The following is a 25,519-nucleotide window of genomic DNA, read 5'->3' on the forward strand; positions in this document are numbered from 1 at the left end:
ATTTTTAACATAATGCAATCTATCACCTCAGATTCCTACGCTGTACATTTTAACAATAAAGCATACGAAGCCTTAAACGATCACCTTTCCCAAAAAGGGTACTCCAAAGTATTTATCATGGTAGATGAAAATACGCACGAGCATTGTTTGGCTCCCTTTATGACCAATATTGCAGGTGAATACGATTATGAGATTATAGAAATTGAATCTGGGGAAATAAATAAAACCATTGAAACCTGCACCCAGGTTTGGCATGTTCTTTCTGAATTGGACGGCGACAGAAAAAGTATTCTAATTAATTTGGGCGGAGGCGTTCTAACGGATTTAGGTGGCTTTGTTGCTTCCTGCTTTAAAAGAGGCATCGCTTTTATTAATGTTCCCACTACCCTATTATCCATGGTTGATGCTTCTGTAGGAGGAAAGACCGGAGTAGATCTTGGGGCTTTAAAAAACCAAATTGGGGTTATTAACCAACCTGAAATGGTACTTATCATTACAGATTTTTTAAAAACGCTGGAAGAACGACAATTGCACAGTGGTTTTGCGGAAATGTTAAAGCACGGACTTATAAAAAGTGAAACTTATTGGAATGACCTTAAAAAGGTAGACGATTTCAATAATCTAGATGAGCTTATCTACCAATCCGTGGTCATTAAAAACGAGGTGGTCCTAAAAGATCCTACGGAACAAAATCTTAGGAAAATACTTAATTATGGTCACACACTAGGGCACGCCATAGAATCATATTGCTTAGAACATCCACAGAAAGATACTTTATTACATGGTGAAGCCATTGCCGTGGGAATGATTTTAGAAGCCTATCTCTCCAATGAACTTAGACAATTACCAGATAGTGCGTTGGAAGATATTAAAACAACCTTTTTGAGCCGCTATACCAAAGTTGCTTTTAGTAATGAGGACATAAAGAGTATCTTGGGGCTTTTAAAATTTGATAAAAAGAACTCACACGGTAACATTAACTATGTTCTTTTAAACAGTTTAGGAAATCCTGAAATCGATGTAAGGGTACCTGATGAATTATACAATAAAGCATTCGCTTACTACGCTGAATCCTAAGTTGATATACTGAAATTTGCGGTTGACAACTCTTTGTAAGTTTACAGGGGAAAATTGAATATTTTAGGTTGAGATATGATTAACTAAAATATTTTTCTCATTTAATCCTTACTAATATGTTACGTAAATTGATTGACTACAAAAAACTGGATCACACTTTGGCCGCCCTCTTGATAGAAAGTTATCCAGATGGATATGGAGATGACGATATTATCGTTTTTAAAAATCTGAAGGGTGAAACGGTAGAAGCTGTAGAATTAAGAACAACAGACACCATCTACTTGGTCAAAATAAGTAAAAGTCTTTCAGAATTTATCGCAAATTTTGACGAAACCATAGAAAAGGAGCTAGCATCTAAACCTAATAAAAGCTCTAAAGAAGAAGATTCAAGAGAATATAAGGGTGAGCTGGAAACTGATTTGGAATACGACGAAGACTTTGATTAAAATTTATTTGCTCTTAGTTAATCCATTTTCATTGGGTTCTACTTTTTCCTGAATGAAATTAGCGTATTGAAAGGTGAACTCTGCACCAAAAAACATAATGATACAGGTGTAGTAGACCCATAACAATATTAATACCACTGAAGATGCCCCTCCATAAACGGAAGTGGGGTCGCTTTGAGTAAAGTAATAGCCCAATAGATATTCCCCCACTAGGAATAAAGCCGTAGTAAGACCAGCACCCCAAAAAGTTGTCTTCCAGCGAATGTGAACATCCGGAAGTAATCTAAAAAGAGCGGCAAAAAGGCCTGTAATGACCAGAAAAGGCAGTAAAAGACTAAAAAAATTGGCAATAACAACAGCAATATCCGGTGCAAAGCTGGATATGTAGGTACTTAAGGTTTTAAGAAAAACGGAAAGTACAAGGGATATTAAAAAAAGAAATCCTAGGACCAAAACCATCCCAAAGGAAATCATTCTATCCAAAAACATTTGTATCCACACTTTCTTTTTGGACTCTACCCCCCAAATGTCGTTCATAGCCATTTTTAATCTTACAAAAACCCCCGTTGCACCAAATAGAAGCATTCCTACCCCCAGGATAACTGTAATAGTAGAACCTTCACTTACAGAAGCATTGGCAATCATTCCCTCAATGGCCTCGGAAACCCCTTCGCCTATAAGACCGCCAATTTTATCCACTATTTTACCTTTTACAGCTTCAACCCCATAAATGGAGCCAGCAATCCATGCTACCATCATTAATAAAGATGGTAGTGAAAACAGGGCATAGTAAGCTACAACGGCACTTTTGCCAAATGGGTCATTATCTACCCAGGCCAATGCCGTTTTTTTAACGAGTATAAAAAATGTCTTAAGTCTGCTTACTATCATAAATATCGTTCTCGCAAAATATTTCTGTGATGTCTTTGATGACCACAAATGGCAAAACCAACAGATGCTACAGACCAAGGCAAACTGCTAGCAGTACCTGTTCTTAAGAGAGTTTCCTCGTCTAGATGGGAAAAAAGGGTAATAGTAGCTTTTCTAACAGTTGTGTATTCCTCTATGATACTTTGTTTATTTCTAGATACTGCATTTGAAAAGGGAACATAATCATCCTGTTCAAAACCTGGCAATGGCGTTTGGTCTCCTCTAGAAAACCGCAAGGCCCTATATTGAAAGACTCTTTCAGAATCAATAATATGTAAAAGTACTTCTGCAATGATCCATTTGTCCGGCCCGTACCTGAATCCCATCTTTTCTTCAGGTATGCTATTGATAAATTGAGGAAAGTTCTGAAGTTGATTTTTCATTGTTTCCAATAATTCTTCATCCTTGAGGGTATCAATATACTTTTTATAGAAAGGATAAGGTTCCGAAAATTGCAATTCCGATGGTTTCATAAAATCTAAGCTAAAAAAAATCCCGAACGGTCATGTTCGGGATTAAGTTAATAAAGAACGTTATTGTTATTAGAGTTCATTAAAAATGGTATGCATTAAGCGTTTTTTGTCATTAATGCTTTCCTCCAATGAAATCATGGTCTCTGTTCTGCTTATACCATCAATATCATCGATTTTAAAGATGATGTTTTTGGCATGATTGGTATCTTTTGCCCTTATTTTACAGAAAATATTGAATTTACCGGTGGTGATATGCGCTACGGTAACGTTCGGTATTTCCTCTAGTCTTTCAAGAACAAATTTGGTCTGGTGGGTTTTCTCCAAGAAAATTCCAACATAGGCTATAAACGCATAACCTAGCTTTACATAATCAAGGGTTAGGGACGACCCCCTAATAATCCCAGCCTCTTCCATTTTTTTAACTCGTACGTGAACGGTACCAGCTGAAATTAAAAGTTTTTTTGCAATGTCCGTAAAAGGAGTTCTGGTGTTGTCAATTAACATATCCAGAATCTGGTGATCAATTTCGTCTAATTTTACTTTTCCCATAATGGTTAGAATTTCAGCAAAAATAAAAAATTATAAAATAAAATGCACTAAAACTTTGTTTTTTATAATAAAAACGTAACGAAAACGATTTTTTAAGATAAATTTTAAAAACTGGAAGAAATATCAGGATAATAAATTTGGCTTTTAAGGGCTTGTAAATCACTCGTTACTGCGCAATCATAAGTAGCATGAAAATAAAATTTCCTTAAATCAATTTCTTCTTGCAGTTCAGGTACAAATTCTATTTTACCATCAATTAATGTTTCCTTAAAGTGAAAGGCACAGGAATTTGGCGTATTTTTTTTCCCTGTCAAACTTTGTACATTTTTCAATAAAAGATCTAAAAATAGTTTTTGGTTTTCAGGAATCTGCTGATAAGATTCCAAGTCAAATTGATTTACTTTATTTTCAGAAATTACCGCAACCCCTTTTAAAAGTGCTTGAAATATATACCATCTGGTTTCTTCCCTTTCGTAATCATTAGGATAGTGACCAGATTCGAATAAAATGGTTGGAGTATTCATCATTTGAAAAGTATCGCCCACACAATTAGCATTAAAACTATCATCATACCTACCAACTTGGTCAGGTATTAACTTCTGTAATGTATCGTTCATGGCAACAATAAGCTTCATACTTATTGCGCGGGAAGGCGAAATACTCCTTTCTTCATTATATGCTGGCGCTAAAAAAGAAACTGTGGCCGGTTTTGGAGTGGTTCCCACATTAAAAATGGTTCTTTGATCATGTAGATTGAAGCAAAAATCCGGAGAAAACCCTTCATACACTTTTCTTAGTACAATGCTCTCCGGTTGTGTACGGTTTTGAGCATCCCTATTCAAATCCACTTCATTTGCATTCACCCTGGTGTAGGCATCTGCCCCATCCGGGTTTAACATGGGAATAATTTTTATAGTACAATTTTCTAGAATCTGCCGAGATGACTCTGCATCAGTTCTTAGAAAATTAATAAAATCGAATACGGCTTTTGTGGTGGTAGATTCGTTCCCATGCATTTGGGACCACATTAGAATTTTGGTTTTTCCTGTACCCAAGGTAATGGTATGGATCTTTTTTTGCCGCACAGACAAACCCACCTCCTTAATTTCAAACTCTTGTTTTATAGATTCAAGATACTTGGCAACCATCTCGTGGGAAAGGTACCTTCCGTAAACCGATTTCTCTTTTATTTCTTCGTAGCTGGTCAAGGGTAAAATCATGCTCATTTTTTATAGGAGCACAAAAATAAGATTTAGATAATTTACAATTGTAACAAGTTAGTTTCTAGATTTTATTCTTCAGGAATGGTTAAATAATTAAATATTTTACAATTGTATACATTTTAAAACAAAAAATATTTAGAAGTCGTATAATTAATTTAAAAAACACAATATCAATACTTTAAACAAAAAATTATCAATATTAACTTGAAACAATAAAGAGGTAAAAACTGGGCTTATAGAATTATTTGTAATTTTGCGTCAATGAAAATGGCATAACATTAATTACATTGGTAAACACAAGTGAATTCATAGAAAGGCTCGAGATACTATTGACGTATTATGACCTAAGCGCTTCTGCTTTCGCAGATAAAGTAGATGTACAACGCTCCAGTATTTCACATTTGCTTTCAGGCAGAAACAAGCCAAGTTTAGAATTTGTTCTAAAGGTTATAAAGGCATTTCCTGAAGTTAATCTGTATTGGCTCCTTAATGGTAAAGGGTCATTTCCGCAAAATGAAAAATTAATGGATAAAACCTCTCCTCCTTCTTTTGAACAGGAAAAAATCCAACCAAAAGAAGTGCCCTCGGATTTATCCACAAAACAAAAGAAGATAGAAAGGATTGTTCTGTTTTACTCCGATGGTAGCTTTGAGTCCTTTGACCCTAGTTAATTTAAATTAATCCATACAAAAGTTACACGGAACCTATCTTTTTATGTTTTCAATTTTAAACATGAAGCTCATTTAGAATTTGGTTATTTTTGCTCTGATGATACTACGAAGCATATTTATCGCAGTCCTTTTGCTAATGATAACCTCGTGTTACCAACCAGAACGTAATTGCAAGGATTTTAAGAACGGTACGTTTACATTTACGAGCACTATTGACGGTGAAGAACAGACTACCACTTTTGTTAGGAATGGGGACTTAGAAGTGGATTATTTTGAGGGTAAGGCGGACTCGGCCTCCATAAGATGGATAAATGATTGTGAATACATTGTTAAAAAATTAAATCCCCAGAGCCGAGCTGAAGAAAAATCAATTCACATGAAGATTCTTTCCACTACGGAGGACTCCTATACCTTTGAATATAATATTGTTGGAGAGAGCCAAAAATCTAGAGGCACAGCGTTTAAAAAGGAATAGCTATTCTTTGTTTTACCAATAGATTTTCTGATTATTACTTCTTAGCTATAAAAAAAACCGCCCTTTTATTAAAAAGAAAATACTTATTTATTTTCCACGAGCATTTGTTTAAAGCCAGAAAACCCATGAACCACGGTTGAGATTTAATTAGGTCTACTAAAAGCCGCTTCAGGATTTTGCGATTTATGCTCCCTAAATAAACGCTGTTGTTGCTTTACTGTTAATGTACTGCCATCAGGACTCCATCCTGGAGGTCCAAATATGTACATAAGTTTGTGCGAGAATTTTTTGGCTTTTTTTACATCGGCCCAAATATCCTTGAACTCATGGGTCAATATAACTATAGGATTATAGGAGTTTGGGGCATGGATGACACCAAATTTCACTTCTATATCGTCATCCAACTCTTTCCAAGTTCCAAATATCTTATCGAAAATATTTAAAAACCCCCCGTGGTTCTTATCCAAGTACTCCACATTCTGGCTATGGTGCACCTGGTGCATGGTATGCGTATTAAAAATCTTTTCGATCCACCCCATTTTTGGCACGTATTGGGAATGTAATTGAAACTGCCATAAGGATTCTATTGCCAAACACACTATTACCATTTCTACGGGAAAACCAATGGCAGGCATCCACATATAGAAAAATGGCTTATAAAGAAGCGTAAACCAACCGTTTCTCACTGCTGTGCCCAAGTTAAAATTGTCCGAAGAGTGGTGCACAATATGTGCCGCCCACAAAATTCTAATTTCATGATTGGCCCGGTGGAACCAATAATAGGTAAAATCATCTGCCAATTGACAAAGCAACCAAACATACCAGGCGTACCCAAAAGATTTATACCCCATGATGTTGGTACGAACACCATCAACTATAGGATTGAACAGTTCATACGTAAATTCAAATACGACAATTAAAACGGTTACCTTAAGCAAAGGCCCTAAAATAGCGGAACCGATACCCATTGCACCACTGGCCATTAAATCTTTCCAAACATAAAGCTCATCATGACCATGTGTCTTACTATAGGTCAATTCTAAAAGTATAAAGGCGATAAAACATGGAACGCCGTAAACCAGGGGGTTTGTAAAATCCATTTAATTAGTGTTTCGGAGGGCTAAGATAATGATATTAAAGACTTATTGGTAAAAACTGCAGGGGTTAGCTCGATAATAAGATAGGTTTTATCGATAGGTGCTACAGAATATACTATTTCTCTTTTGACTTAAGAATTTCATTCTGTTCTTGCATCAACTTCTCTAAATTGGAAAGTATCTCAATGTTTTTTGGAGTTACAACTTCCTTGTTTTCAGGGTCTTCGGATTTTGACTTAAATCGATTAATGCCTTTTACCACCACAAAAATAGTGAATGCTATTATCAAAAAATCTATTAAGACTTCGAACATTTCGCCATAGCCAAGTGCTACCTCTTCTACTCCTTCGGAAGCTTCCCTTAGAACATATTTTCTATTAGAAAGTTGAACGTCATCCGTCAGCAAAGATAAAGGCGGCATAATAATCTTCTTCACCAAAGTGTTGATGACTTCATTGAAGGCCGTACCTATTATGATACCAATGGCCATGTCTATCATGTTGCCTTTGATGGCAAAATCTTTAAACTCCTGATAAAAATTCCTCATGAATTAATCGAATAAAGTGCCTTGGGGCTTATCGTCCCCATCCTCTTTCTTGTCATTTCCAATATTCTCTTCATCAATCACCTCAATTTCCTCGGTCTTTGGCGGTTCTGGATGTTCATAAGGTAAGGGCTCCAAAGGATTGATTTCCAATACTTTTTCTTTGGTGAGCTGGTTGCCCATAGCGGTAATGCCCTTGATGGAAATGAATTCTTCCAAATCTACCTCCCAATTGTCCTTTCTGTCCTGGCCACGCTTTTTAGCAAACACCACTTCCACCACCGGTCTAAAATCTGTTGAAAAAACCTCCAATCTTGATTTTGGATGGTCCGTTAACACATTCTCTTCCTTGTCAGGATTGTCGATCAAAAAGCGTTTGACATAGAATAATTCTTTTTCCCCTTCCCAGTAGACCAGCGATAATGGCTTTTTAGGATTCCACTTTTCAAGGACGATAATATCATCTTCAAAATGTAAGGTAAGTTCAGGTATTACCGTTTTCACCTGTCCGGTCTGGGTAACGATCAACAACCTATCCTCACTGGTAAACTCGCCTAAAAACTCACCTCTATCATCTATATTCAAGCGTTGTACCGTCTCGTCAAACCAGAGTTTTCGAGGTTTTAAGGTTGAAAGCCCTTTTTCCTTTAGCTCTACCCGCTTTACGGAATATTTGGTGACGATGTTGCCCTTGCTACTTCGGCCTTTGATGCGTACATCGGCAAAATCCACATCCCATTTAAGCTTTTTAATGCTCCCTACATTGCGCAGGTTAATGGTCACTGTTTCTGCTTCCCCATTGGGGTTGGCAGAAAAATAGTAAACCGAAGTTCCAGGTTTTCCCTGGCCCATTTCATAAATCTTATCCCGGGTTACACTGGTTACGTTAAACCGCTTGATGTAGGTAGCACCACCTTTTCCATCGCGATAAATCATATTGTAGATAGTGCGCTTGTCCTTTTTCTTGAAGACGGCAACATGAACAATGCCTTTACCAACAAAGGTTTTAGAATCTACTTTAAAGACCATCATTTGCCCATCTCTTGTAAAAGCGATTATATCATCAATATCGCTACAGTCCGTAACATACTCATCTCGCCTTAAAGAGGTGCCTACAAAGCCCTCCTCCCTGTTAACGTACAGCTTTGTATTACGTATGACAACTTTCGTAGCCTCAATATCTTCGAAGAGTTTAATTTCTGATTTGCGCTCTCTTCCCGCCGCGTATTTTTCCTTTAGATTTTGAAAATAATCGATGGCGAATTCTACCAAATGCTCTAAATGGTGTTTTATTTCAGCAATCTTCTTTTCAAGATTATCGAGGTTTTCCTGAGCTTTATCAAGGTCGAATTTTGATATTCTCTTTATCCTGATTTCCGTCAATCTTACAATATCTTCTTCTGTAACGGCCCTTTTTAAATTCTTGGTAAATGGCTTTAATCCTTCATCTATCGCCTTGATAACGCCCTCCCAAGTTTCCTGCTCTTCAATGTCCCTATAAATACGGTTCTCTATGAATATTCGCTCCAAGGAAGCAAAATGCCATTGTTCTTCTAGTTCGCCCAGCTGTATCTCCAATTCTTGCTTTAGCAAATCAACCGTAGCATCCGTAGAACGACGTAACATTTCCGAGACCCCAATAAATAAAGGTTTATTGTCTTCAATAATACATGCCAAGGGCGAAATGGATGATTCGCAGGCCGTAAAAGCGTAGAGCGCATCAATGGTTTTATCAGGGGAGATCCCAGTTGGGAGATGTACTAAAATCTCTACATCAGCAGCTGTGTTATCCTCAATTTTTTTGATTTTAATCTTGCCCTTGTCATTGGCTTTTAAAATAGAATCAATTAAAGAAGAAGTGTTGGTTCCATAGGGTATCTCGCTTATTACCAGCGTATTCTTGCTGTGTTGGGAAATTTTTGCACGCACCCTTATTTTACCTCCCCTAAGCCCATCATTGTAATTGCTTACGTCTATAATTCCTGCGGTAGGAAAATCTGGAAAAAGCTTAAACCGTTTTCCTTGCAGATGCTTTATGGAGGCATCTATGAGCTCCACAAAGTTATGTGGCATAATTTTAGTGGAAAGCCCAACTGCTATACCTTCTGCACCTTGTGCCAATAACAATGGGAACTTAACCGGTAACTGAACAGGCTCTTTTTTTCGACCATCATAGGAGAGTTGCCATTCCGTAATTTTTGGACTAAAAACAACTTCTAAGGCAAACTTTGACAAACGCGCTTCAATATATCTCGAAGCAGCGGCACTATCTCCGGTTAGAATATTACCCCAGTTTCCCTGGGTGTCTATCAATAGGTCTTTTTGACCTATCTGTACCATGGCATCTGCAATACTGGCATCACCATGGGGGTGATATTGCATGGTGTGCCCTACCACATTGGCAACCTTATTGTACCTGCCATCATCCAACTCCCTTAAGGAGTGCATGATACGGCGCTGTACCGGCTTAAAACCATCTTCGATTGCCGGCACGGCACGCTCTAAGATTACGTAAGAAGCATAATCCAGGAACCAATCCTTATACATTCCCGTTACTCGGGTCAGCGCTTCCCCTTGGTCCTCTATATTTTCCGCAGAACTATGGTTGTTTTGTTCCTGCTCACCTCCCAAACCTTCTCCACCTTCATTGGATGGATTGTGCTCTTGGGAATCGTTCAAATCGTCATTTTCTTCCATTCAGAAAAATACGTATCTCTATAATTTATAATTGGTTTTCTTCAACTAGGTCGACCTCTACTTTAAGATTTTCAATAATGAATTCCTGACGGTCCGGAGTATTTTTACCCATGTAGAACCGGAGTAATTCTTCAATGGACATGGCCTTATCCAGCATTACTGGCTCTAAACGGATATCATCACCAATGAAGTGTTTGAATTCATCCGGAGAAATTTCACCCAATCCCTTAAATCGGGTGATTTCAGGTTTTCCCCGCAACTTATCTATAGCGTTTCTTCGTTCCTCGTCACTATAACAATAGATGGTTTCCTTTTTATTTCTTACCCTGAAAAGGGGAGTTTGTAAAATAAACAAATGACCTTCCTTGATCAATTCAGGAAAAAACTGTAGAAAAAACGTGATGAGAAGTAGGCGAATGTGCATTCCGTCTACATCGGCATCCGTGGCAATTACAATATTATTATAACGTAAATCTTCCATGGACTCCTCAATATTCAAGGCTGCCTGTAACAAATTGAATTCTTCGTTCTCGTAAACAATTTTTTTGCTCATCCCAAAAGAATTCAAGGGCTTACCACGCAGACTAAAGACTGCCTGGGTATTTACATTCCTTGATTTGGTTATGGAGCCGGAAGCGGAATCACCCTCAGTGATAAAGAGCGTACTATCCAAACGACGATCATCTTTCATATCACCCAGATGCACCCTGCAATCCCTCAGTTTTTTATTATGCAGATTTGCCTTCTTGGCCCGGTCGCGTGCCAGTTTTCTAATTCCTGAAAGTTCTTTACGCTCTTTTTCGGCCAAGATTATTTTACGTTGTAGTTTTTCAGCCGTTTCCGGATTTTTATGCAGGTAATTATCCAGGTATTTCCCAATAAAATCATTAATGTAGGTTCTTACAGTAGGTAAATCTCCGCCCATATCCGTAGAACCCAATTTTGTTTTGGTCTGACTTTCAAAAACAGGTTCCATAACCTTGATGGAAATAGCACTGATGATGGATTTTCTAATATCGGAAGCATCGTAGTTCTTACCATAAAAATCCCTCACCGTTTTTACAATGGCCTCCCTAAACGCCGCTTGGTGGGTACCTCCTTGTGTGGTGTGCTGGCCATTAACAAAGGAGTGGTATTCTTCACTATATTGCGTTTTGCTATGGGTCATGGCCACCTCAATATCATTCCCTTTTAAATGAATGACCGGGTACAGAAGGTTTTCTGCATTGTTATTGTCTTCCAGCAAATCTTTAAGTCCGTTTTCAGAGTAGAATTTTTCGCCGTTAAAAACAATGGTCAGTCCCGGATTGAGATAAACGTAGTTTTTGAGCATTCGCTCAATATACTCGTTGCGATATTTGTATTTTTTAAAGATGGTTTCATCTGGAATAAAGGTAACCTTGGTACCTCTTCTTCGGGTGGTTTCTTCCAGAAATTCTTCATTGGTGAGCTCACCGATTTCAAACTCTGCCGCCTTTGATTTTCCATCCCTGGTGCTCTCCACCCTAAAATAACTGGACAAGGCATTGACCGCTTTAGTACCCACGCCATTTAGTCCCACCGATTTTTTAAAGGCCCTGGTGTCATATTTACCCCCAGTATTCATTTTGGAGACAACATCAACAACTTTTCCCAAAGGAATACCCCTACCATAATCACGCACAATGACCCTGTTGCCCTGTACGGAAATCTCAATAGTCTTACCAGCACCCATTACAAACTCATCAATACAGTTGTCAATAGTCTCTTTTAAAAGGATATAGATACCGTCATCTGCGGAAGAACCATCACCTAACTTTCCAATATACATACCTGGACGGAGCCTAATATGCTCTTTCCAGTCTAACGATCTTATATTGTCTTCGGTATATTGTGAGTTGTCGGACATAATGCGGGGTTTGGGTCAATACTACCGCTAAAGATAATACGACTATTAAAAAGATAAAACCCTAAACCGTTAAAGTAATTAACAATAAAAAAAGCGTCTTTGTTGATATAATCGGTATTTCAAAGCTCCTTTTGCGACCAAAAATGATTGTATTAAAGCAATTTTTTGACTGGATTTTAATTGAATAAGTTCCTATCTTTTATCCATATTTAGAAAAAGAAAATGGAATTTATAGATTACTATAAAATATTAGAAATTGCCGAAAATGCCTCAGAGGCCGAAATAAAAAAGGCTTATAGAAAACTGGCCCGCAAATACCATCCGGATCTAAATCCCGATAACAAGGAAGCGCAACAAAAATTTCAACAGATCAATGAGGCAAACGAAGTCCTAAGCGACCCTGAGAAACGAAAAAAATACGATAAATACGGTAAGGACTGGCAACATGCCGATGCCTTTGAGGAGGCTAAAAGAAATCAAAGTGGTGCAGGAGGTTATGCCGGGGGAGGCCCTTTTGAAGACCAACAATATTCTGAAAGTGATTTTTCGGATTTCTTTGAATCTATGTTTGGCGGTAGCGGTTATAGTAGAACTAGTGGTAGAAACAGGTATCAGTTTAAAGGTCAGGATTATAACGCCACGCTTCGGCTTAATTTAACAGATATTCTATCGACTCAAAAACAAACAATTGATCTTGGGTCAAAGAAAATAAGAATTACTATTCCGGCAGGAGTAGAAGATGGTCAAACTATAAAGATAAAGGGTTATGGTGGCGAAGGTAGCAATGGAGGTCCAAAGGGTCATTTGTACCTTACTTTTGAAGTTATAAACAATACACAATTTCAAAGAGTGGGTAACGATTTATACAAAACAGAAGAAATTAGTTTGTACAAGGCCTTGCTGGGAGGCGAATTGGAAATAAGTACGTTGACCGGAAAGGTGAAACTCAAAATTAAGCCTGAAACCCAAAATGATTACAAAATCAAACTTAGCGGCAAGGGTATGCCCAAATATAAAAAAGAGGGTGAATTTGGTGATTTGTATGTGACCTACAAAGTAAAAATGCCCCAAAATTTAAGTGAAAGAGAAAAAGAACTTTTTCAAGAATTATCCAAAATCAGAAAATAATGGATTCAGAAAAATATATTTTAGTCAGACACTACTGCGAAAAGACAAACATACCCCATTCATTTATTGACTCTTTGTGGGAATACGGCCTAATTGATTGCAAACCAATTGAAACTGAGGTTTACCTGTTTACAGATGACATTCCCCATATAGAAAAACTAAATAGGTTGCATCACGAATTAGGAATTAACCTTGAGGGCATAGATGCCATCACCCATATGATGCAACGAATGCAGCAAATGGAAAAAGAGTTAAAAAATTTGAGAAACAGGCTTAGAATTTATGAATGACCAGAAAGTTAGACATTAAAACGAAAGTGCATTACATCACCGTCCTTAACAATATACTCCTTACCTTCTACTCGCATTTTACCTGCTTCTTTAACCTTGGCCTCACTTCCTAAAGCCACATAGTCATTATAAGCAATGACTTCGGCACGTATAAAACCCTTCTCAAAATCTGTATGGATAACTCCGGCCGCCTGTGGTGCCGTAGCACCAACGGGAATGGTCCATGCCCTAACTTCCTTCTCACCGGCTGTAAAATAGGTTTCCAGGTCAAGTAATTTGTACGCCCCTCGTATTAATTTTGCTGAACCCGGCTCTTCCAGTCCCAAATCCTCCAAAAACATTTGGCGCTCTTCGTAGGATTCCAGTTCCGTAATGTCGGCTTCCGTACCTACGGCCAAGACCACTACTTCCGCATTTTCGTTCGCTACCGCCTTTTTCACTTCTTCAACGTATGCATTTCCAGTAGCGGCAGCACCCTCGTCCACATTACAAACATACATGACCGGCTTGTCCGTAATAAACTGTAACGGCTTCACATATTCTAAACGCAGTTCCTTTTCAATAGCAACGGCCCTGACCGAAACACCGCTCTCCAAGGCTTCTTTCAGCTTTAATAAGACGGATTCCTCTTTCTGAGCTTCCTTATTGCCAGTCTTTGCAGCGCGTTTTACCTTATCTAGCTTTTTTTCTACGGTCTCCAAATCTTTCAATTGAAGCTCCATATCTATGGTTTCCTTATCTCTAATGGGGTTTACAGAACCATCAACATGCACAATATTATCATTATCAAAGCAGCGCAATACATGAATAATGGCATCAGTTTCCCTAATATTTCCTAAAAACTGGTTTCCCAATCCTTCACCTTTACTGGCTCCTTTTACCAAACCGGCGATATCAACGATTTCTACCGTTGCGGGAATTACCCTTTCCGGGTTCACCAAAGATTCCAATTTCTCCAAACGGGCATCTGGTACATTTACCACGCCTATGTTCGGTTCTATAGTACAAAAGGGGAAGTTGGCGCTCTGTGCCTTTGCATTGGAAAGGCAATTAAAAAGGGTTGATTTGCCCACATTTGGCAATCCTACGATACCTGCTTTCATAACGGTGTATTAGGGATGTTTTTTAATTCGGGCGCAAAGATAGTGTTTAAAAAATTTAAAATCTCAATGCTTTGTTTTAACACTATTATTACTTTGGTTAAAGAACTCCTAACATTAAAACTATGAGAACACAGCTATTTTTAACCATTTGTGCATTGCTTTTAACCTCTTTTGGCTTTGCTCAAAATACGATTACCGGAACGGTAACCGACTCCGAGGGCGAACCACTGCCTGGGGTAAACATTTTAGAAAAGGGCTCCACAAACGGGACCGTCACCGATTTTGATGGAAATTATTCTTTAGAAATTGACGGTGATGCCATTTTGGTTTTCAGTTATATTGGATTTAATACCGAAGAATTAAGTACGGAAGGTAAAACCGTTATCAACCTAAGCATGTCCGAAGGCGTTTTGTTGGACGAAGTAATGCTAGTTGGTTCCAGAAGCCCTAAACGAACTTCTACCGATACGGCGGTACCAGTGGATGTCATCGATATTGCCGAGGTAGCTACACAGAGCGGTAAAATTGAGGTGAACGAGCTATTGCAATATGCCGCTCCTTCCTTTAACGCCAATAAACAGTCCGGGTCAGATGGGGCGGACCATATCACCCCTGCTACCCTAAGAGGACTTGGGCCCGATCAAACCTTGGTACTGGTCAACGGGAAAAGAAGACACCAATCATCCTTGATAAATATTTTTGGAACCAAAGGACGTGGTAATACAGGTACTGATTTAAATACCATCCCCGTAGCGGCCATTAAGCGAATTGAAATTCTTAGGGATGGGGCAGCAGCTCAGTACGGTTCCGATGCCATTGCCGGGGTCATCAATATTGTTTTAAAGGACAAGACCGATGGCGTTAGCGGAAATATTAGCTACGGAGCCTATAATGCCAATACTCAGGGCGATTTTCCAGATGGCTTTCCTAATACCGAAGGCAATAGACTGGATACCGACGTTGACGGTAACCAGATAGGTGATGACCAGAATTTTGACGGTGGCTCGGTAAAGGCAGCTATCAATTACGGTGCGGGATTAGGTGAAAACGGCTATCTTAATTTCACTACCGAATACATCAATAAAAACAAAACCTTACGCCCGGGATTCGATTTCAGAAGAGGTTTTGGGGAAGCTGCTATTCAAGGATTCAATTTTATGGTCAACGGGGCTTATTCCGTATCCGATAATACGGAAATCTATGCCTTCGGTGGTAGAAATTTTAGAGATACGGACGCTTATGCCTTCACCCGAAACGGCGGCGAACGTGTGGTTAAGGCCATTTATCCAGATGGATTCAACCCACGTATTACTTCCAATATCATAGACAACTCTATTTCTGCCGGTTTAAGAACAGAACTTGATAATGGTTGGAAATTAGATGTTAGTAACACCTACGGAAAGAACAACTTTCATTATTATATCAAAGGAACCTTAAATGCTTCCTTGGAAGAAGCCTCGCCAACCGATTTCGATGCGGGTGGACATAGCTTGAGCCAAAATACCGTAAATCTAGATTTCTCTAAATATTACGATGACGTTATGGAGGGAATGAACCTTGCTTTTGGTGCCGAGTATCGCACCGAAAACTTTATCATTTTTTCTGGGGAACCTGGTTCGTATGGAACCTTTGATGAAAACGGAATTATAATCACGGATCCCGCCAATCAAACCCAGCCAACAATTCTAATTGATGGCGAAGAAGTACCAAGACCAGGAGGTTCTCAAGGCTTCCCGGGATATGGACCGGCAAACGAGGTAGACCGAAGCAGAAGTAATTTTTCATTATATGCCGATGGTGAATTTGACCTAAGCGAGGCATTTTTGCTGAGCGCCGCGGCAAGGTTTGAAAATTATAGCGATTTTGGCAGTACCCTTAACGGTAAATTGGCCGCTAGGTTAAAGGCTTCGGAGAATATAAACATTAGAGGTTCTGTCAGCACAGGATTTAGAGCTCCTTCCCTAGCCCAGATTTATTATAATTTGCGGTTCACCAATTTTATTGGGGGCGATGCCATTGACCAGTTGTTGAGCCCAAATAACAGTCCCGTCACGGCCTCTTTTGGAATCGACCAGCTAAACGAGGAAAAAGCCGTGAATGCCGGTTTAGGTTTTACAGGAACTTTCGGAAACTTCACCGCGACAGTGGATGGTTACTACATCAACGTAAAAGACCGTATCGTACTCACAGGAAACTTTGGCACCACAGCTATTCCCGGAGTATCGGCGGCACAATTTTTCGTAAACGGGGTCGATACCGAAACTACAGGTCTCGACATCGTTCTCTCGTGGAGAAAGCCATTGGAAAACGGAAGCTTGTCGGCCACTTTCACTGGTAACTTAAACAATATGGATATTACGAGTGTCAACAACCGCAATTTAGATGCTGAAACATTTTTTGGAGAAAGGGACAAGGCTTTCTTGTTGGCTTCTGCACCTGAAAGTAAATTGGCGCTCAATTTAAATTACTCCCACAATAAGTTTGATGCAGGCCTTGCCTTTACAAGATTTAGCAGCATTGAGCTTCTGGATTTTCAGATGTTGGAACCTACTGCTGATTACGGAAGCCTAGCCAATAAAATTGCTGCTGCCACGGACAGCTATACACCTAAAGTGGTCACTGATTTAGTTTTAGGCTATCAAATTTACGAAGATGTAAAACTTCAAATTGGGGCCAATAACTTATTCAATGAATATCCAAGTCCGCAAGATGACTGGGTAGAAGGCGGTGGTGTTTGGGATGCCGTTCAAATGGGTTTTGGCGGAGCCTATTACTATACACAATTGGCATTTTCCTTTTAATTAATGAAACCTATAGCCATAAAAAAACCGGACAATTGTCCGGTTTTTTACTTTTTGTGTTTTTACATTTTAGCCTTCCGGGTGCATAAATGCTTGCTTAGCTAAAAGGGTTTCTTCGCTTTCTTCATGATCCTCGTCAGGAACACAACAATCTACAGGACATACTGCCGCACATTGTGGTTCTTCATGAAAGCCCATACATTCGGTACATTTGTCCGGTGAAATATAATAAAACTCGTCGCTTATAGGCTCTTGGGCCTCTTCTGCATTTACAGCCTTACCGCTAGGCAAAACAACATCCCCCTCTAAAGAGGTTCCGTCTGCATAACGCCATTCATCGGCACCTTCATAAATTGCTGTATTAGGGCATTCTGGTTCACAAGCCCCACAATTTATACATTCATCGGTAATTATTATAGCCATAGTAATTTACTTGTTCTGGTTAAATTCAGCATCCCATTTAAATCAGGTATGCTTACTTTTGCAATCATTTAAAAAACAAAGGTACAGTCTAGTCCTAATTATAGCAAATATATGAACGAGCATCCTAAAACATTTATTGCTTTCGTTAAACTTGGAACGTTTTTACGAGAATTTTGTAATTCACTACAAAATGAGGACGAATGGTCAGTAAAACTAAATGAAGCCATTGAGCTAAGTAAACATAAGAATGGTTGGTTTACTAGAGAAAACGTGATGTTCGCCCTAGAAAATTGGGGAGAGCTACTTACCGAAAATAATTTACAAGCTTGGCTATCCAAATATTCCCTATCCGAAAACCGACCAAAGACTGTCGCCTTGATTTTAGCCGGAAATATACCTTTAGTAGGATTTCATGATTTTTTATGTGTTCTCTTGACCGGGAATAAAGTATTGGCAAAACTTTCCAGTAATGACGAGGCACTTATTAAATTCATAACATCGTATCTTACCTTCTTAGAGCCAATTTTTAAGGATTTAATTGTGTTTGAAAAAGAGCAGCTTAAAGAATTTGATGCTGTGATTGCCACGGGAAGTAACAACACTTCCCGCTATTTTGAACATTATTTCGGTAAAGGACCACATATTATTAGAAAAAACAGAAGTTCGGTTGCCATTATTTCTGGAAAGGAATCACCCGAAGCCCTAAAGGCCTTAGGAGAGGATATATTTAGATATTTTGGATTAGGCTGCCGCAGTGTGTCTAAGATTTTCGTACCAAGGAATTATGATTTTGACCTATTTTTTAAGTCCATCTATGATTTTAATTCCCTTATTGAGCAGAATAAATATGCCAACAACTACGATTATAATAAGGCCGTCTATCTTATGAGCGAATTTAAAATTTTAGATAATGGCTTTCTTATTCTAAAAGAAGATGAAGGTTACTCCTCTCCCATCGCTTCCCTTTTTTACGAGTTTTATGATGAACCGGAAGAATTAAAAAACAGATTAGCTGCGGATAAAGAGCAATTACAGTGTGTTGTATCTCATGGTTTTATGGAAGATGAAGTAGCCTTTGGCCAAACTCAAAAACCTAGTTTAACAGATTATGCAGATAATATAGATACTGTTGACTTCCTGTTGAGAACCTAAGTTTATTTTTTTCCTTCCCATATGGAAAATTGCATTTAATTCAAGACCTTTAACGTCCTATTTTCAAAAATGCTGTTTAGACGTTTGCAATGGTCATTTTTGAATAAACAACAACTAAAATCAACACCCAATGAAAAAACATAATTTTAGTGCAGGCCCATGTATTTTACCGCAAGAAGTACTTCTTAAGGCTTCTGAAGCCGTAATGGACTTTAACGGATCCGGTCTTTCGCTAATAGAAATTTCTCATCGTAGCAAAGATTTTGTAGAAGTGATGGAGAATGCCAGAAGCCTTGCCCTGGAAATTCTTGGTTTGGAAAATAAAGGTTACAAGGCCTTATTTCTTCAAGGAGGTGCAAGTATGCAGTTTTTAATGACGGCCTACAACCTTTTGGACAAAAAATCGGGATATTTAAACACAGGTACATGGAGCTCCAAGGCTATAAAAGAAGCCAAACTTTTTGGGGATGTTGTAGAAGTAGGCTCTTCCAAGGACGAGAATTTCAACTATATCCCAAAAGGATATTCAGTTCCAGAAGGTTTGGATTATCTTCACCTCACTAGCAACAATACTATTTTTGGCACGCAGATAAAGAAGTTTCCAAAAACCGATGCTCCTTTGGTATGCGATATGAGTTCCGATATTTTCTCAAGACAATTGGATTTTTCTCAGTTCGATTTAATCTACGCGGGTGCACAAAAGAACATGGGACCCGCAGGTGCAACCTTAGTGGTGATTAAAGAAGATATTTTAGGAAAGGTTAACCGTCAAATTCCATCCATGTTGGATTATGCGGTTCATATTTCAAAGGATAGTATGTTCAATACACCACCGGTTTTTGCAGTGTATACCTCCATGCTTACTTTAGAGTGGCTTAAATCTAAGGGCGGAATTTCTGCCATTGAAGAAGTTAATGAAAAGAAGTCGCAATTGGTATATTCAGAAATTGACCTGAATCCCTTGTTTGAAGGTTTTGCGAAGAAAGAAGACCGCTCTCATATGAATGCAACTTTTAACTTGGTAGACGACCGATTAAAAGAGACTTTTGATACAATGGTGAAGGAAGCCGGAATCAATGGAATTAACGGTCACCGTTCCGTAGGAGGATACAGGGCATCTATGTACAACGCCTTAAGCCTTGAGAGTGTGGGTATTCTGGTAGATGTCATGAGCGAGTTGGAAAGAAAAGGATAAACTTAAAGTTTTACTTAAAGAGTTGTACTCAATTAATTAAAAACCAACAATATGAAGGTTTTAGCTAATGACGGAATTGCCCAAGCTGGGATTGATAAGCTGGAGAAATCAGGATTTGAAGTACTGGTTACCAGGGTAGCCCAAGAGCAACTTCAAAATTATATAAACGAAAATGATGTTGAGGCACTTTTGGTTCGCAGTGCCACCAAAGTAAGGAAGGAACTTATTGATGCCTGTCCCAATTTAAAATTGATTGGTCGTGGCGGTGTTGGTATGGACAATATTGATGTAGACTATGCAAAAAACAAAGGTTTACACGTAATCAATACGCCTGCAGCTTCCTCCGGGTCTGTTGCGGAATTGGTTTTTGCCCATTTGTACGGCGGGGTTCGTTTCCTTTATGACGCCAATAGAAATATGCCTTTGGATGGGGACAGTAAATTCAACGAACTCAAAAAATCCTATGCCCGCGGAAGCGAACTCAGAGGTAAGACCTTAGGTATTATCGGATTTGGCAGAATTGGTCAGGCAACTGCAAAATTAGCCATAGGGGTAGGTATGAAAGTGGAGTTTTATGATCCCGTTATCACTGAAGCCAATTTAGAATTGGATTTCTTTGATGGACAATCCGTTTCATTTCATCTAACTTCCAAAACCAAGGAAGAAGTTATTTCTTCATCAGATTTTATTTCCCTGCACGTACCCTCACAAAAAGCGTATGTCATTGGAAAAAGTGAATTTAACTTGATGAAAGATGGTGTTGGTATAGTCAATGCCGCAAGGGGAGGTATTTTGGACGAAGTAGCACTTGTTGATGCTCTAGAGAGTGGAAAAGTGGCCTTTGCAGGATTGGATGTATTTGAATCAGAGCCCTCACCGGAAATAAGAATACTAATGCACCCAAATATATCCTTAACCCCCCATATTGGTGCGGCTACGGGAGAAGCGCAAAAAAGAATTGCGGTAGAATTGGCAGAACAAATCATAACTTTAATGAAATAAGGTGCTGAGCCCTTTCACACCGTACTACTATCACAAAAAAGTACCTGTAAAAAGGTACTTTTTTTGTACCTTGTAAACTCATTAATTATAAAACTAAACACATGTCTGGATTATTAGACTTACTTAACAGCCCTATGGGCAAACAACTCATTAATGGTGCCGCCTCACAAACTGGCCAATCTACCGATCAAACAGGTAGCGTTTTAAGTATGGCCCTACCTTTGTTAATGGGTGCCATGAAAAAAAATGCCTCTTCCCCAGAGGGCGCACAAGGACTTATGAATGCCCTTTCCGGTAAACATGACGGAAGTATTCTTAATGATTTGGGCGGACTTTTTGGTGGTGGAGTGGATGATTCCGTGATGAACGACGGAGCCGGAATTTTAGGTCATGTTCTTGGAGGAAAACAATCACAGGTAGAGTCTGCCTTAAGTGCAAAATCTGGTATGGATGCGGGTTCTGTAGGAACCATTTTAAAAATGGCCGCACCTTTGTTAATGGGATATTTGGGAAGCCAGACCCGTCAACAAAACATAAGTGATTCCAATGGATTGGGTAATCTTTTAGGAGGCCTAATGGGAGGTGGAAACCAGCAACAATCCTTGATTGAGTCCTTTTTGGATTCAGATGGGGATGGTAGCATTCTTGATGATGTGGCTTCCATGGCTCTTGGAGGTAAAAAAGGAGGAATTGGCGGTCTTTTAGGGGGGCTATTCGGAAAATAAACTAGTTATTACTGTATATCAAAGGTCGTTTGTATCCAAACGGCCTTTTTTTGTACCTTAAATGGTATAAAAATTGCACAGAAATAGAAAAAAGAAAATGAAAAAGTGGTTGACATATTGTGGGGTAAGTATTTGCTTCTGTTTTTTGATGGTGTCTAGTTGCACTGGCAGCAAACAAGCAGTAGATATAACGGATAAGGAGAAAATGGCTTTTGATCAAACCAAAGGTGATACCATTTCCATTTCTAGTGATAGTTCGGAATACGAGATAATTATCATAGAACCGGGCTTTAACTTTTGGCTTCAAAGCATTGCCAGACCGGAAGGGTATTATTCTCAATCATTTTTGGAAAATAGAAACCAGATTTTTGTAATTAACTACAATCAAAGGGTGTTACAGCCCAATAGGTATTCCGCTGGGTTATATGAATGGCAGATTGATTATGACCCCAATATAGACTACGGATATGAGGTAAACTACAAACTCTATAATTATTTTATCTACTTCCAAAGAAAATACAATCAACGATTAGGGCCTTTTATACCACGGATTTGATTAGTATATTTGCCGCATTGAAAAGTTATGGAAAAACTTAAGAAACGCTGGGGTATTGACTCCAATTTTCAATTAGCAGTTGTATTTATTGTTTTTGCAATTACCGGCTCAACTGCTGCTAAACTGGCAGCTCCCCTTTGTGAGTTCATTGGTCTGCATAGGGAATCTACGGCGGGATGGCTATACTGGACCGCCAGAATATTACTTATTTTCCCTATTTATCAAGTACTTCTTGTATTTTTCGGTTGGTTGTTCGGTCAATTCAAATTCTTTTGGAATTTTGAGAAAAAAATGCTCAACCGCATGGGTTTAGGTTTTCTATTTAAATAGACTGCTCGCTAATAAGTTGCTTATTGGGTTTTGTTCCTTTTAAACCCATAAAATAGTTGTCCACAAAAGCTTTCTGGTATTTCATCATCACCTTGAAAACCTAAAGCGACCTTTCCACTTTCTTCGGGTATATAATTGGTTTTAAAAATATAGTCCCACAAGCTAAGGCTTATTCCAAAGTTGACCCCGTATCTATGATTTTCTGGTAAGGTATAGGCGTGATGATATAGGTGCATTACAGAATTATTAAATATGTACTTAAAGGGCCCCCAAGTAATTTTTATATTGGAATGATTTAGGTGCCCAATGGTTATTGCCATAAAATGAACTATATAGGCTTGCTCCGGTTCAAATCCGCCCAAAATCATAACCCCAAAGGTCTTTAGGGGTTTATAGAGAACATTTTCCATCCAATGAAATCGCATATGGGCCGCAAAACCCATTTCTTTTACACTGTGATGAATTTTATGAAACTGCCACAGTACATCATACCTGTGCAATAAAATGTGGGTAAACCACTGTACAAAATCCAATACCAAAAAGAAAACGATGAGTTGAACCCACATGGGCCAATTTCCCATATCTATGAGGGATAAACTTTCTATTGAAATACCAAACTCTAAAAATAACGTTTCCAGCAGTTTATAAAATCCACTAATGACGATAGCGAATAGAAAAAAATTGAAGAAAATATAAAAAGTATCCAACCAAAAATCTTTTCTAAAAATACGTTGCTCTTTTCTCCATGGAAATAAAATTTCCAGAATCCATACCGCTAATGATAGAAAGATAATTCCGTAAAAATAATTGGTGTACCAAGGCACCTCAAAAAGTATGGATTTCCAGGTCCAGTTTACCGTACCGTTGAAACCTTTTAAAAATGCTTCTATATACTTTTCCACGCCATTGAAATTACTATTCTTTTACTAAGTCGGTAAAACCAATCAATCCTTAAGTTGATACCACTCAATGTTGGTCAAATTTTCTCTCCTCCCCTTTTCTTTGGGGGGATAATTGGTAACCAAATAATCTATAATGATATCTTCATTCTTACCAAGATCCCATAAGTTTTGGGTCTCTTGCATCCATTTTATAGTTGTTTTCCAACGTTCTTTGGTCATTCTATTTTGTATGACCAGTTTTGATGAATGGCAATTGGTACAATTTTGAATGGTTTCTTGCATACCTGGTGCGTCTACAAATCCTGTGGCAACATGAATACCATTTTCAATTTTTACATATTCATCCCCATCCTTTTCCAGAATAGTTTCCACAGCACCTTTAGGGCTGTGGTTTTCATTATCAAAAAATTTGGGATTGATTAGCAAATATCCCAATAGAAGAGAAAATACGGCTACAATTATGACGGTAACCACCACCATACGAAACACTTTTTTAAATTCGTTTTTAAGCTTACTTCCGTTTTTCATTAGGTAAGTTTTACAGCAATTCTATGACATGCATTATTTAGATACCCCTTGGGGTTCCAGCCGGGTAATAACATAGGTTGCGATTTACCACGGGAGTCCGTAGCCCTTGCCCAAATTTCGTAATAACCTTTTTTGGGAAAACTTACTTCTGCGCTAAAATGTTGCCATGCCAACCTATTAACAGGTTTTTCAAGCGTACAGGATTGCCATGTGGAACCAAAATCTATAGAGTATTCCATTTTTGTTACCTCCAGTTCCCCTGCCCAAGCATGACCTTTGATTTGAAGTTTTTGGCCTTTCTTTAGGATAGCACCCGTTTTGGGACTTGTAATCAACGATTTTACAGGCATGGATTCTATGATGCACATATCTTCATCTGCCACTTTTTCTCCAGGAGCCACCGTTTCACAGGGAACACGATAAGAGGTACCCCCCATTTTAGGTCCGTCATGAACTTTATTACGAATGCTGATTTCTGTTAGCCATTTTCCGGAAACGGAAGCAGGCCAGCCACCAGCCACCAAACGAAGCGGGTAGCCATGAGCCAACGGGATATCTTGACCATTCATTTTAAAAGCTATTAGGGTTTCGTCCTGTAGGGCCTTTGCCATGGGTGCTCCTCTTGAAATAGGTTCTTTTTCAGGATTTCTACTTAGATGAATATCCGCTGCGTGGTAACCAATATAGACAGCATCATCCTTAATTCCAGCGTCCTCCAAAACATCGCGTAAACGAACACCCGTCCATTCCGCACAGGATACTGCACCAATGGTCCATTGATTACCCTTTGCGGGAGGATTAAATTCACTACGTCCATTACCTCCGCATTCGAGAGTTAATTGATATGTATGGGTATTGAACTTAGATTTGAGCTCCTTAAGGGTGTAGGACTTTTCTTTTTGAACTGATTCTCCGTTAATAGTCAATGTCCAACTATCCGTATCGATCTCCTCAGGAATCAAACCATTATTCCTTATGAACATTTTAGAACTTGGCGTCACCTTATCGTTCAACAAATGTGCCTGAGCCTCCATATTCCAAGGTTTATCATTTAAAACCACCATTTCCTTGTCTTTCCCGAACAATTTAAATGGGTCTGGGTCTTGAAGAGCGAGAGGAGCATATCCTCTGGGAATTTTTAATCCATAAACGATTTCTGTGCCTATCAACCCTGTTATGGTAGCTAGTGTGGTTCGTTCTATAAATTTTCTTCTGTTCATTAGGTATGGTTTGATAAGAACCAAAATTATCGATAATAAGATTAAAATTGAAGTGGGAATGGAGGCACACTTTAGAAATATTCTTCCTAAACCG

At 38.7% G+C, this 25,519-nt stretch carries 26 protein-coding genes; 13 read left to right on the forward strand and 13 right to left on the reverse strand.

Annotation, left to right across the window (positions count from 1 at the left end; translation table 11 throughout):
• The first annotated feature begins 12 nt into the window (after positions 1-12).
• Together aroB and IL355_RS07715 are read left to right on the forward strand one after the other, a co-directional pair.
• Positions 13-1,077, forward strand: a complete 1,065-nt coding sequence (gene aroB, locus IL355_RS07710; protein ID WP_192461598.1) for a 3-dehydroquinate synthase — start codon at positions 13-15, stop codon at positions 1,075-1,077.
• 116 nt (positions 1,078-1,193) lie between these two features.
• The gene (locus IL355_RS07715) at positions 1,194-1,523 is read left to right on the forward strand and encodes a hypothetical protein (protein ID WP_192461599.1); all 330 of its coding nucleotides are present in this window, start codon (positions 1,194-1,196) and stop codon (positions 1,521-1,523) included.
• A 3-nt stretch (positions 1,524-1,526) separates the two neighbouring features.
• Here the strand turns inward: IL355_RS07715 and IL355_RS07720 are convergent, their stop codons facing one another.
• The 4 genes from IL355_RS07720 to IL355_RS07735 all read right to left on the reverse strand — a co-directional run bounded on the left by IL355_RS07720 (position 1,527) and on the right by IL355_RS07735 (position 4,701).
• Positions 1,527-2,414, reverse strand: a complete 888-nt coding sequence (locus IL355_RS07720) for a YihY/virulence factor BrkB family protein (protein WP_192461600.1) — start codon at positions 2,412-2,414, stop codon at positions 1,527-1,529.
• Positions 2,411-2,926, reverse strand: coding sequence for a DinB family protein (locus IL355_RS07725; RefSeq protein WP_192461601.1), 516 nt, complete (start codon positions 2,924-2,926; stop codon positions 2,411-2,413). Before IL355_RS07725 ends, IL355_RS07720 begins: the two co-directional genes overlap by 4 nt.
• 69 nt (positions 2,927-2,995) lie before the next feature.
• Positions 2,996-3,475, reverse strand: coding sequence for an Lrp/AsnC family transcriptional regulator (locus IL355_RS07730; protein WP_187459049.1), 480 nt, complete (start codon positions 3,473-3,475; stop codon positions 2,996-2,998).
• Positions 3,476-3,579: 104 nt separating this feature from the next.
• Positions 3,580-4,701, reverse strand: coding sequence for a M14 family metallopeptidase (locus tag IL355_RS07735; protein ID WP_225621152.1), 1,122 nt, complete (start codon positions 4,699-4,701; stop codon positions 3,580-3,582).
• A gap of 284 nt (positions 4,702-4,985) precedes the next feature.
• Here IL355_RS07735 and IL355_RS07740 point away from each other — a divergent pair, with 284 nt between their 5' ends.
• A complete protein-coding gene (locus tag IL355_RS07740; protein ID WP_192461602.1) occupies positions 4,986-5,369 on the forward strand; it encodes a helix-turn-helix transcriptional regulator in 384 nt (127 codons plus the stop codon).
• Positions 5,370-5,505: 136 nt separating this feature from the next.
• Entirely contained in the window at positions 5,506-5,844 is a 339-nt protein-coding gene (locus IL355_RS07745) for a DNA topoisomerase IV (RefSeq protein WP_225621153.1), read from the forward strand.
• Between the two features lie 143 nt (positions 5,845-5,987).
• Here IL355_RS07745 and IL355_RS07750 read toward each other — a convergent pair whose 3' ends face one another.
• The 4 genes from IL355_RS07750 to IL355_RS07765 form a co-directional block, all read right to left on the reverse strand.
• Complete coding sequence (locus IL355_RS07750; RefSeq protein ID WP_192461604.1) at positions 5,988-6,944, reverse strand: sterol desaturase family protein; 957 nt, start codon at positions 6,942-6,944, stop codon at positions 5,988-5,990.
• A 112-nt stretch (positions 6,945-7,056) separates the two neighbouring features.
• Positions 7,057-7,488 (reverse strand): large conductance mechanosensitive channel protein MscL, encoded by a 432-nt coding sequence (mscL, locus tag IL355_RS07755; protein WP_192461605.1) that lies wholly within the window; start codon positions 7,486-7,488, stop codon positions 7,057-7,059.
• A gap of 3 nt (positions 7,489-7,491) precedes the next feature.
• Positions 7,492-10,182: a DNA gyrase/topoisomerase IV subunit A gene (locus tag IL355_RS07760; RefSeq protein WP_192461606.1), complete on the reverse strand. Its 2,691-nt coding sequence runs from the start codon at positions 10,180-10,182 to the stop codon at positions 7,492-7,494.
• Between the two features lie 25 nt (positions 10,183-10,207).
• Positions 10,208-12,070 (reverse strand): DNA topoisomerase IV subunit B, encoded by a 1,863-nt coding sequence (locus IL355_RS07765; protein ID WP_192461607.1) that lies wholly within the window; start codon positions 12,068-12,070, stop codon positions 10,208-10,210.
• Between the two features lie 222 nt (positions 12,071-12,292).
• Between IL355_RS07765 and IL355_RS07770 the strand changes: the two genes are divergently transcribed.
• Together IL355_RS07770 and IL355_RS07775 are read left to right on the forward strand one after the other, a co-directional pair.
• Positions 12,293-13,198, forward strand: coding sequence for a DnaJ C-terminal domain-containing protein (locus IL355_RS07770; protein WP_192461608.1), 906 nt, complete (start codon positions 12,293-12,295; stop codon positions 13,196-13,198).
• The gene (locus IL355_RS07775) at positions 13,198-13,488 is read left to right on the forward strand and encodes a chaperone modulator CbpM (RefSeq protein ID WP_192461609.1); all 291 of its coding nucleotides are present in this window, start codon (positions 13,198-13,200) and stop codon (positions 13,486-13,488) included. Before IL355_RS07770 ends, IL355_RS07775 begins: the two co-directional genes overlap by 1 nt.
• Before the next feature lie 8 nt (positions 13,489-13,496).
• On the opposite strand, the gene ychF is transcribed toward IL355_RS07775, so the two are convergent.
• Positions 13,497-14,591, reverse strand: coding sequence for a redox-regulated ATPase YchF (gene ychF, locus IL355_RS07780; RefSeq protein ID WP_192461610.1), 1,095 nt, complete (start codon positions 14,589-14,591; stop codon positions 13,497-13,499).
• A 122-nt stretch (positions 14,592-14,713) separates the two neighbouring features.
• Here ychF and IL355_RS07785 point away from each other — a divergent pair, with 122 nt between their 5' ends.
• Positions 14,714-17,392: a TonB-dependent receptor gene (locus IL355_RS07785; RefSeq protein WP_192461611.1), complete on the forward strand. Its 2,679-nt coding sequence runs from the start codon at positions 14,714-14,716 to the stop codon at positions 17,390-17,392.
• A gap of 69 nt (positions 17,393-17,461) precedes the next feature.
• On the opposite strand, the gene IL355_RS07790 is transcribed toward IL355_RS07785, so the two are convergent.
• Complete coding sequence (locus IL355_RS07790) at positions 17,462-17,815, reverse strand: 4Fe-4S dicluster domain-containing protein (RefSeq protein WP_192461612.1); 354 nt, start codon at positions 17,813-17,815, stop codon at positions 17,462-17,464.
• A gap of 111 nt (positions 17,816-17,926) precedes the next feature.
• Here IL355_RS07790 and IL355_RS07795 point away from each other — a divergent pair, with 111 nt between their 5' ends.
• From IL355_RS07795 to IL355_RS07820, 6 genes are all read left to right on the forward strand, one after another.
• Positions 17,927-18,967, forward strand: coding sequence for an acyl-CoA reductase (locus IL355_RS07795; RefSeq protein ID WP_192461613.1), 1,041 nt, complete (start codon positions 17,927-17,929; stop codon positions 18,965-18,967).
• A gap of 130 nt (positions 18,968-19,097) precedes the next feature.
• Positions 19,098-20,162 carry a 3-phosphoserine/phosphohydroxythreonine transaminase gene (serC, locus tag IL355_RS07800; protein WP_192461614.1) on the forward strand — a complete coding sequence of 355 codons (1,065 nt, stop codon included), beginning with the start codon at positions 19,098-19,100 and terminating at the stop codon, positions 20,160-20,162.
• A 51-nt stretch (positions 20,163-20,213) separates the two neighbouring features.
• On the forward strand, positions 20,214-21,164 hold the full coding sequence (locus IL355_RS07805) for a D-2-hydroxyacid dehydrogenase (protein WP_192461615.1): 951 nt from the start codon (positions 20,214-20,216) through the stop codon (positions 21,162-21,164).
• Positions 21,165-21,265: 101 nt separating this feature from the next.
• Positions 21,266-21,889 (forward strand): DUF937 domain-containing protein, encoded by a 624-nt coding sequence (locus tag IL355_RS07810; RefSeq protein WP_192461616.1) that lies wholly within the window; start codon positions 21,266-21,268, stop codon positions 21,887-21,889.
• A gap of 97 nt (positions 21,890-21,986) precedes the next feature.
• Positions 21,987-22,445 carry a DUF6146 family protein gene (locus tag IL355_RS07815; protein ID WP_192461617.1) on the forward strand — a complete coding sequence of 153 codons (459 nt, stop codon included), beginning with the start codon at positions 21,987-21,989 and terminating at the stop codon, positions 22,443-22,445.
• Positions 22,446-22,472: 27 nt separating this feature from the next.
• Positions 22,473-22,775, forward strand: coding sequence for a DUF6787 family protein (locus IL355_RS07820; RefSeq protein ID WP_192461618.1), 303 nt, complete (start codon positions 22,473-22,475; stop codon positions 22,773-22,775).
• Between the two features lie 20 nt (positions 22,776-22,795).
• On the opposite strand, the gene IL355_RS07825 is transcribed toward IL355_RS07820, so the two are convergent.
• The 3 genes from IL355_RS07825 to IL355_RS07835 are packed head-to-tail and all read right to left on the reverse strand — an operon-like array spanning position 22,796 to position 25,425.
• Positions 22,796-23,677, reverse strand: a complete 882-nt coding sequence (locus IL355_RS07825; protein WP_192461619.1) for a sterol desaturase family protein — start codon at positions 23,675-23,677, stop codon at positions 22,796-22,798.
• 42 nt (positions 23,678-23,719) lie between these two features.
• Positions 23,720-24,205 carry a monoheme cytochrome C gene (locus tag IL355_RS07830; RefSeq protein ID WP_192461620.1) on the reverse strand — a complete coding sequence of 162 codons (486 nt, stop codon included), beginning with the start codon at positions 24,203-24,205 and terminating at the stop codon, positions 23,720-23,722.
• The gene (locus tag IL355_RS07835) at positions 24,205-25,425 is read right to left on the reverse strand and encodes a sulfite oxidase (RefSeq protein ID WP_192461621.1); all 1,221 of its coding nucleotides are present in this window, start codon (positions 25,423-25,425) and stop codon (positions 24,205-24,207) included. The genes IL355_RS07830 and IL355_RS07835 overlap by 1 nt, the downstream gene beginning before the upstream one ends.
• Positions 25,426-25,519 lie beyond the last annotated feature (94 nt).

The sequence above is a fragment of the Euzebyella saccharophila genome (assembly GCF_014855495.1).
In the GTDB taxonomy this organism is placed as follows: Bacteria; Bacteroidota; Bacteroidia; order Flavobacteriales; family Flavobacteriaceae; genus Euzebyella; species Euzebyella saccharophila.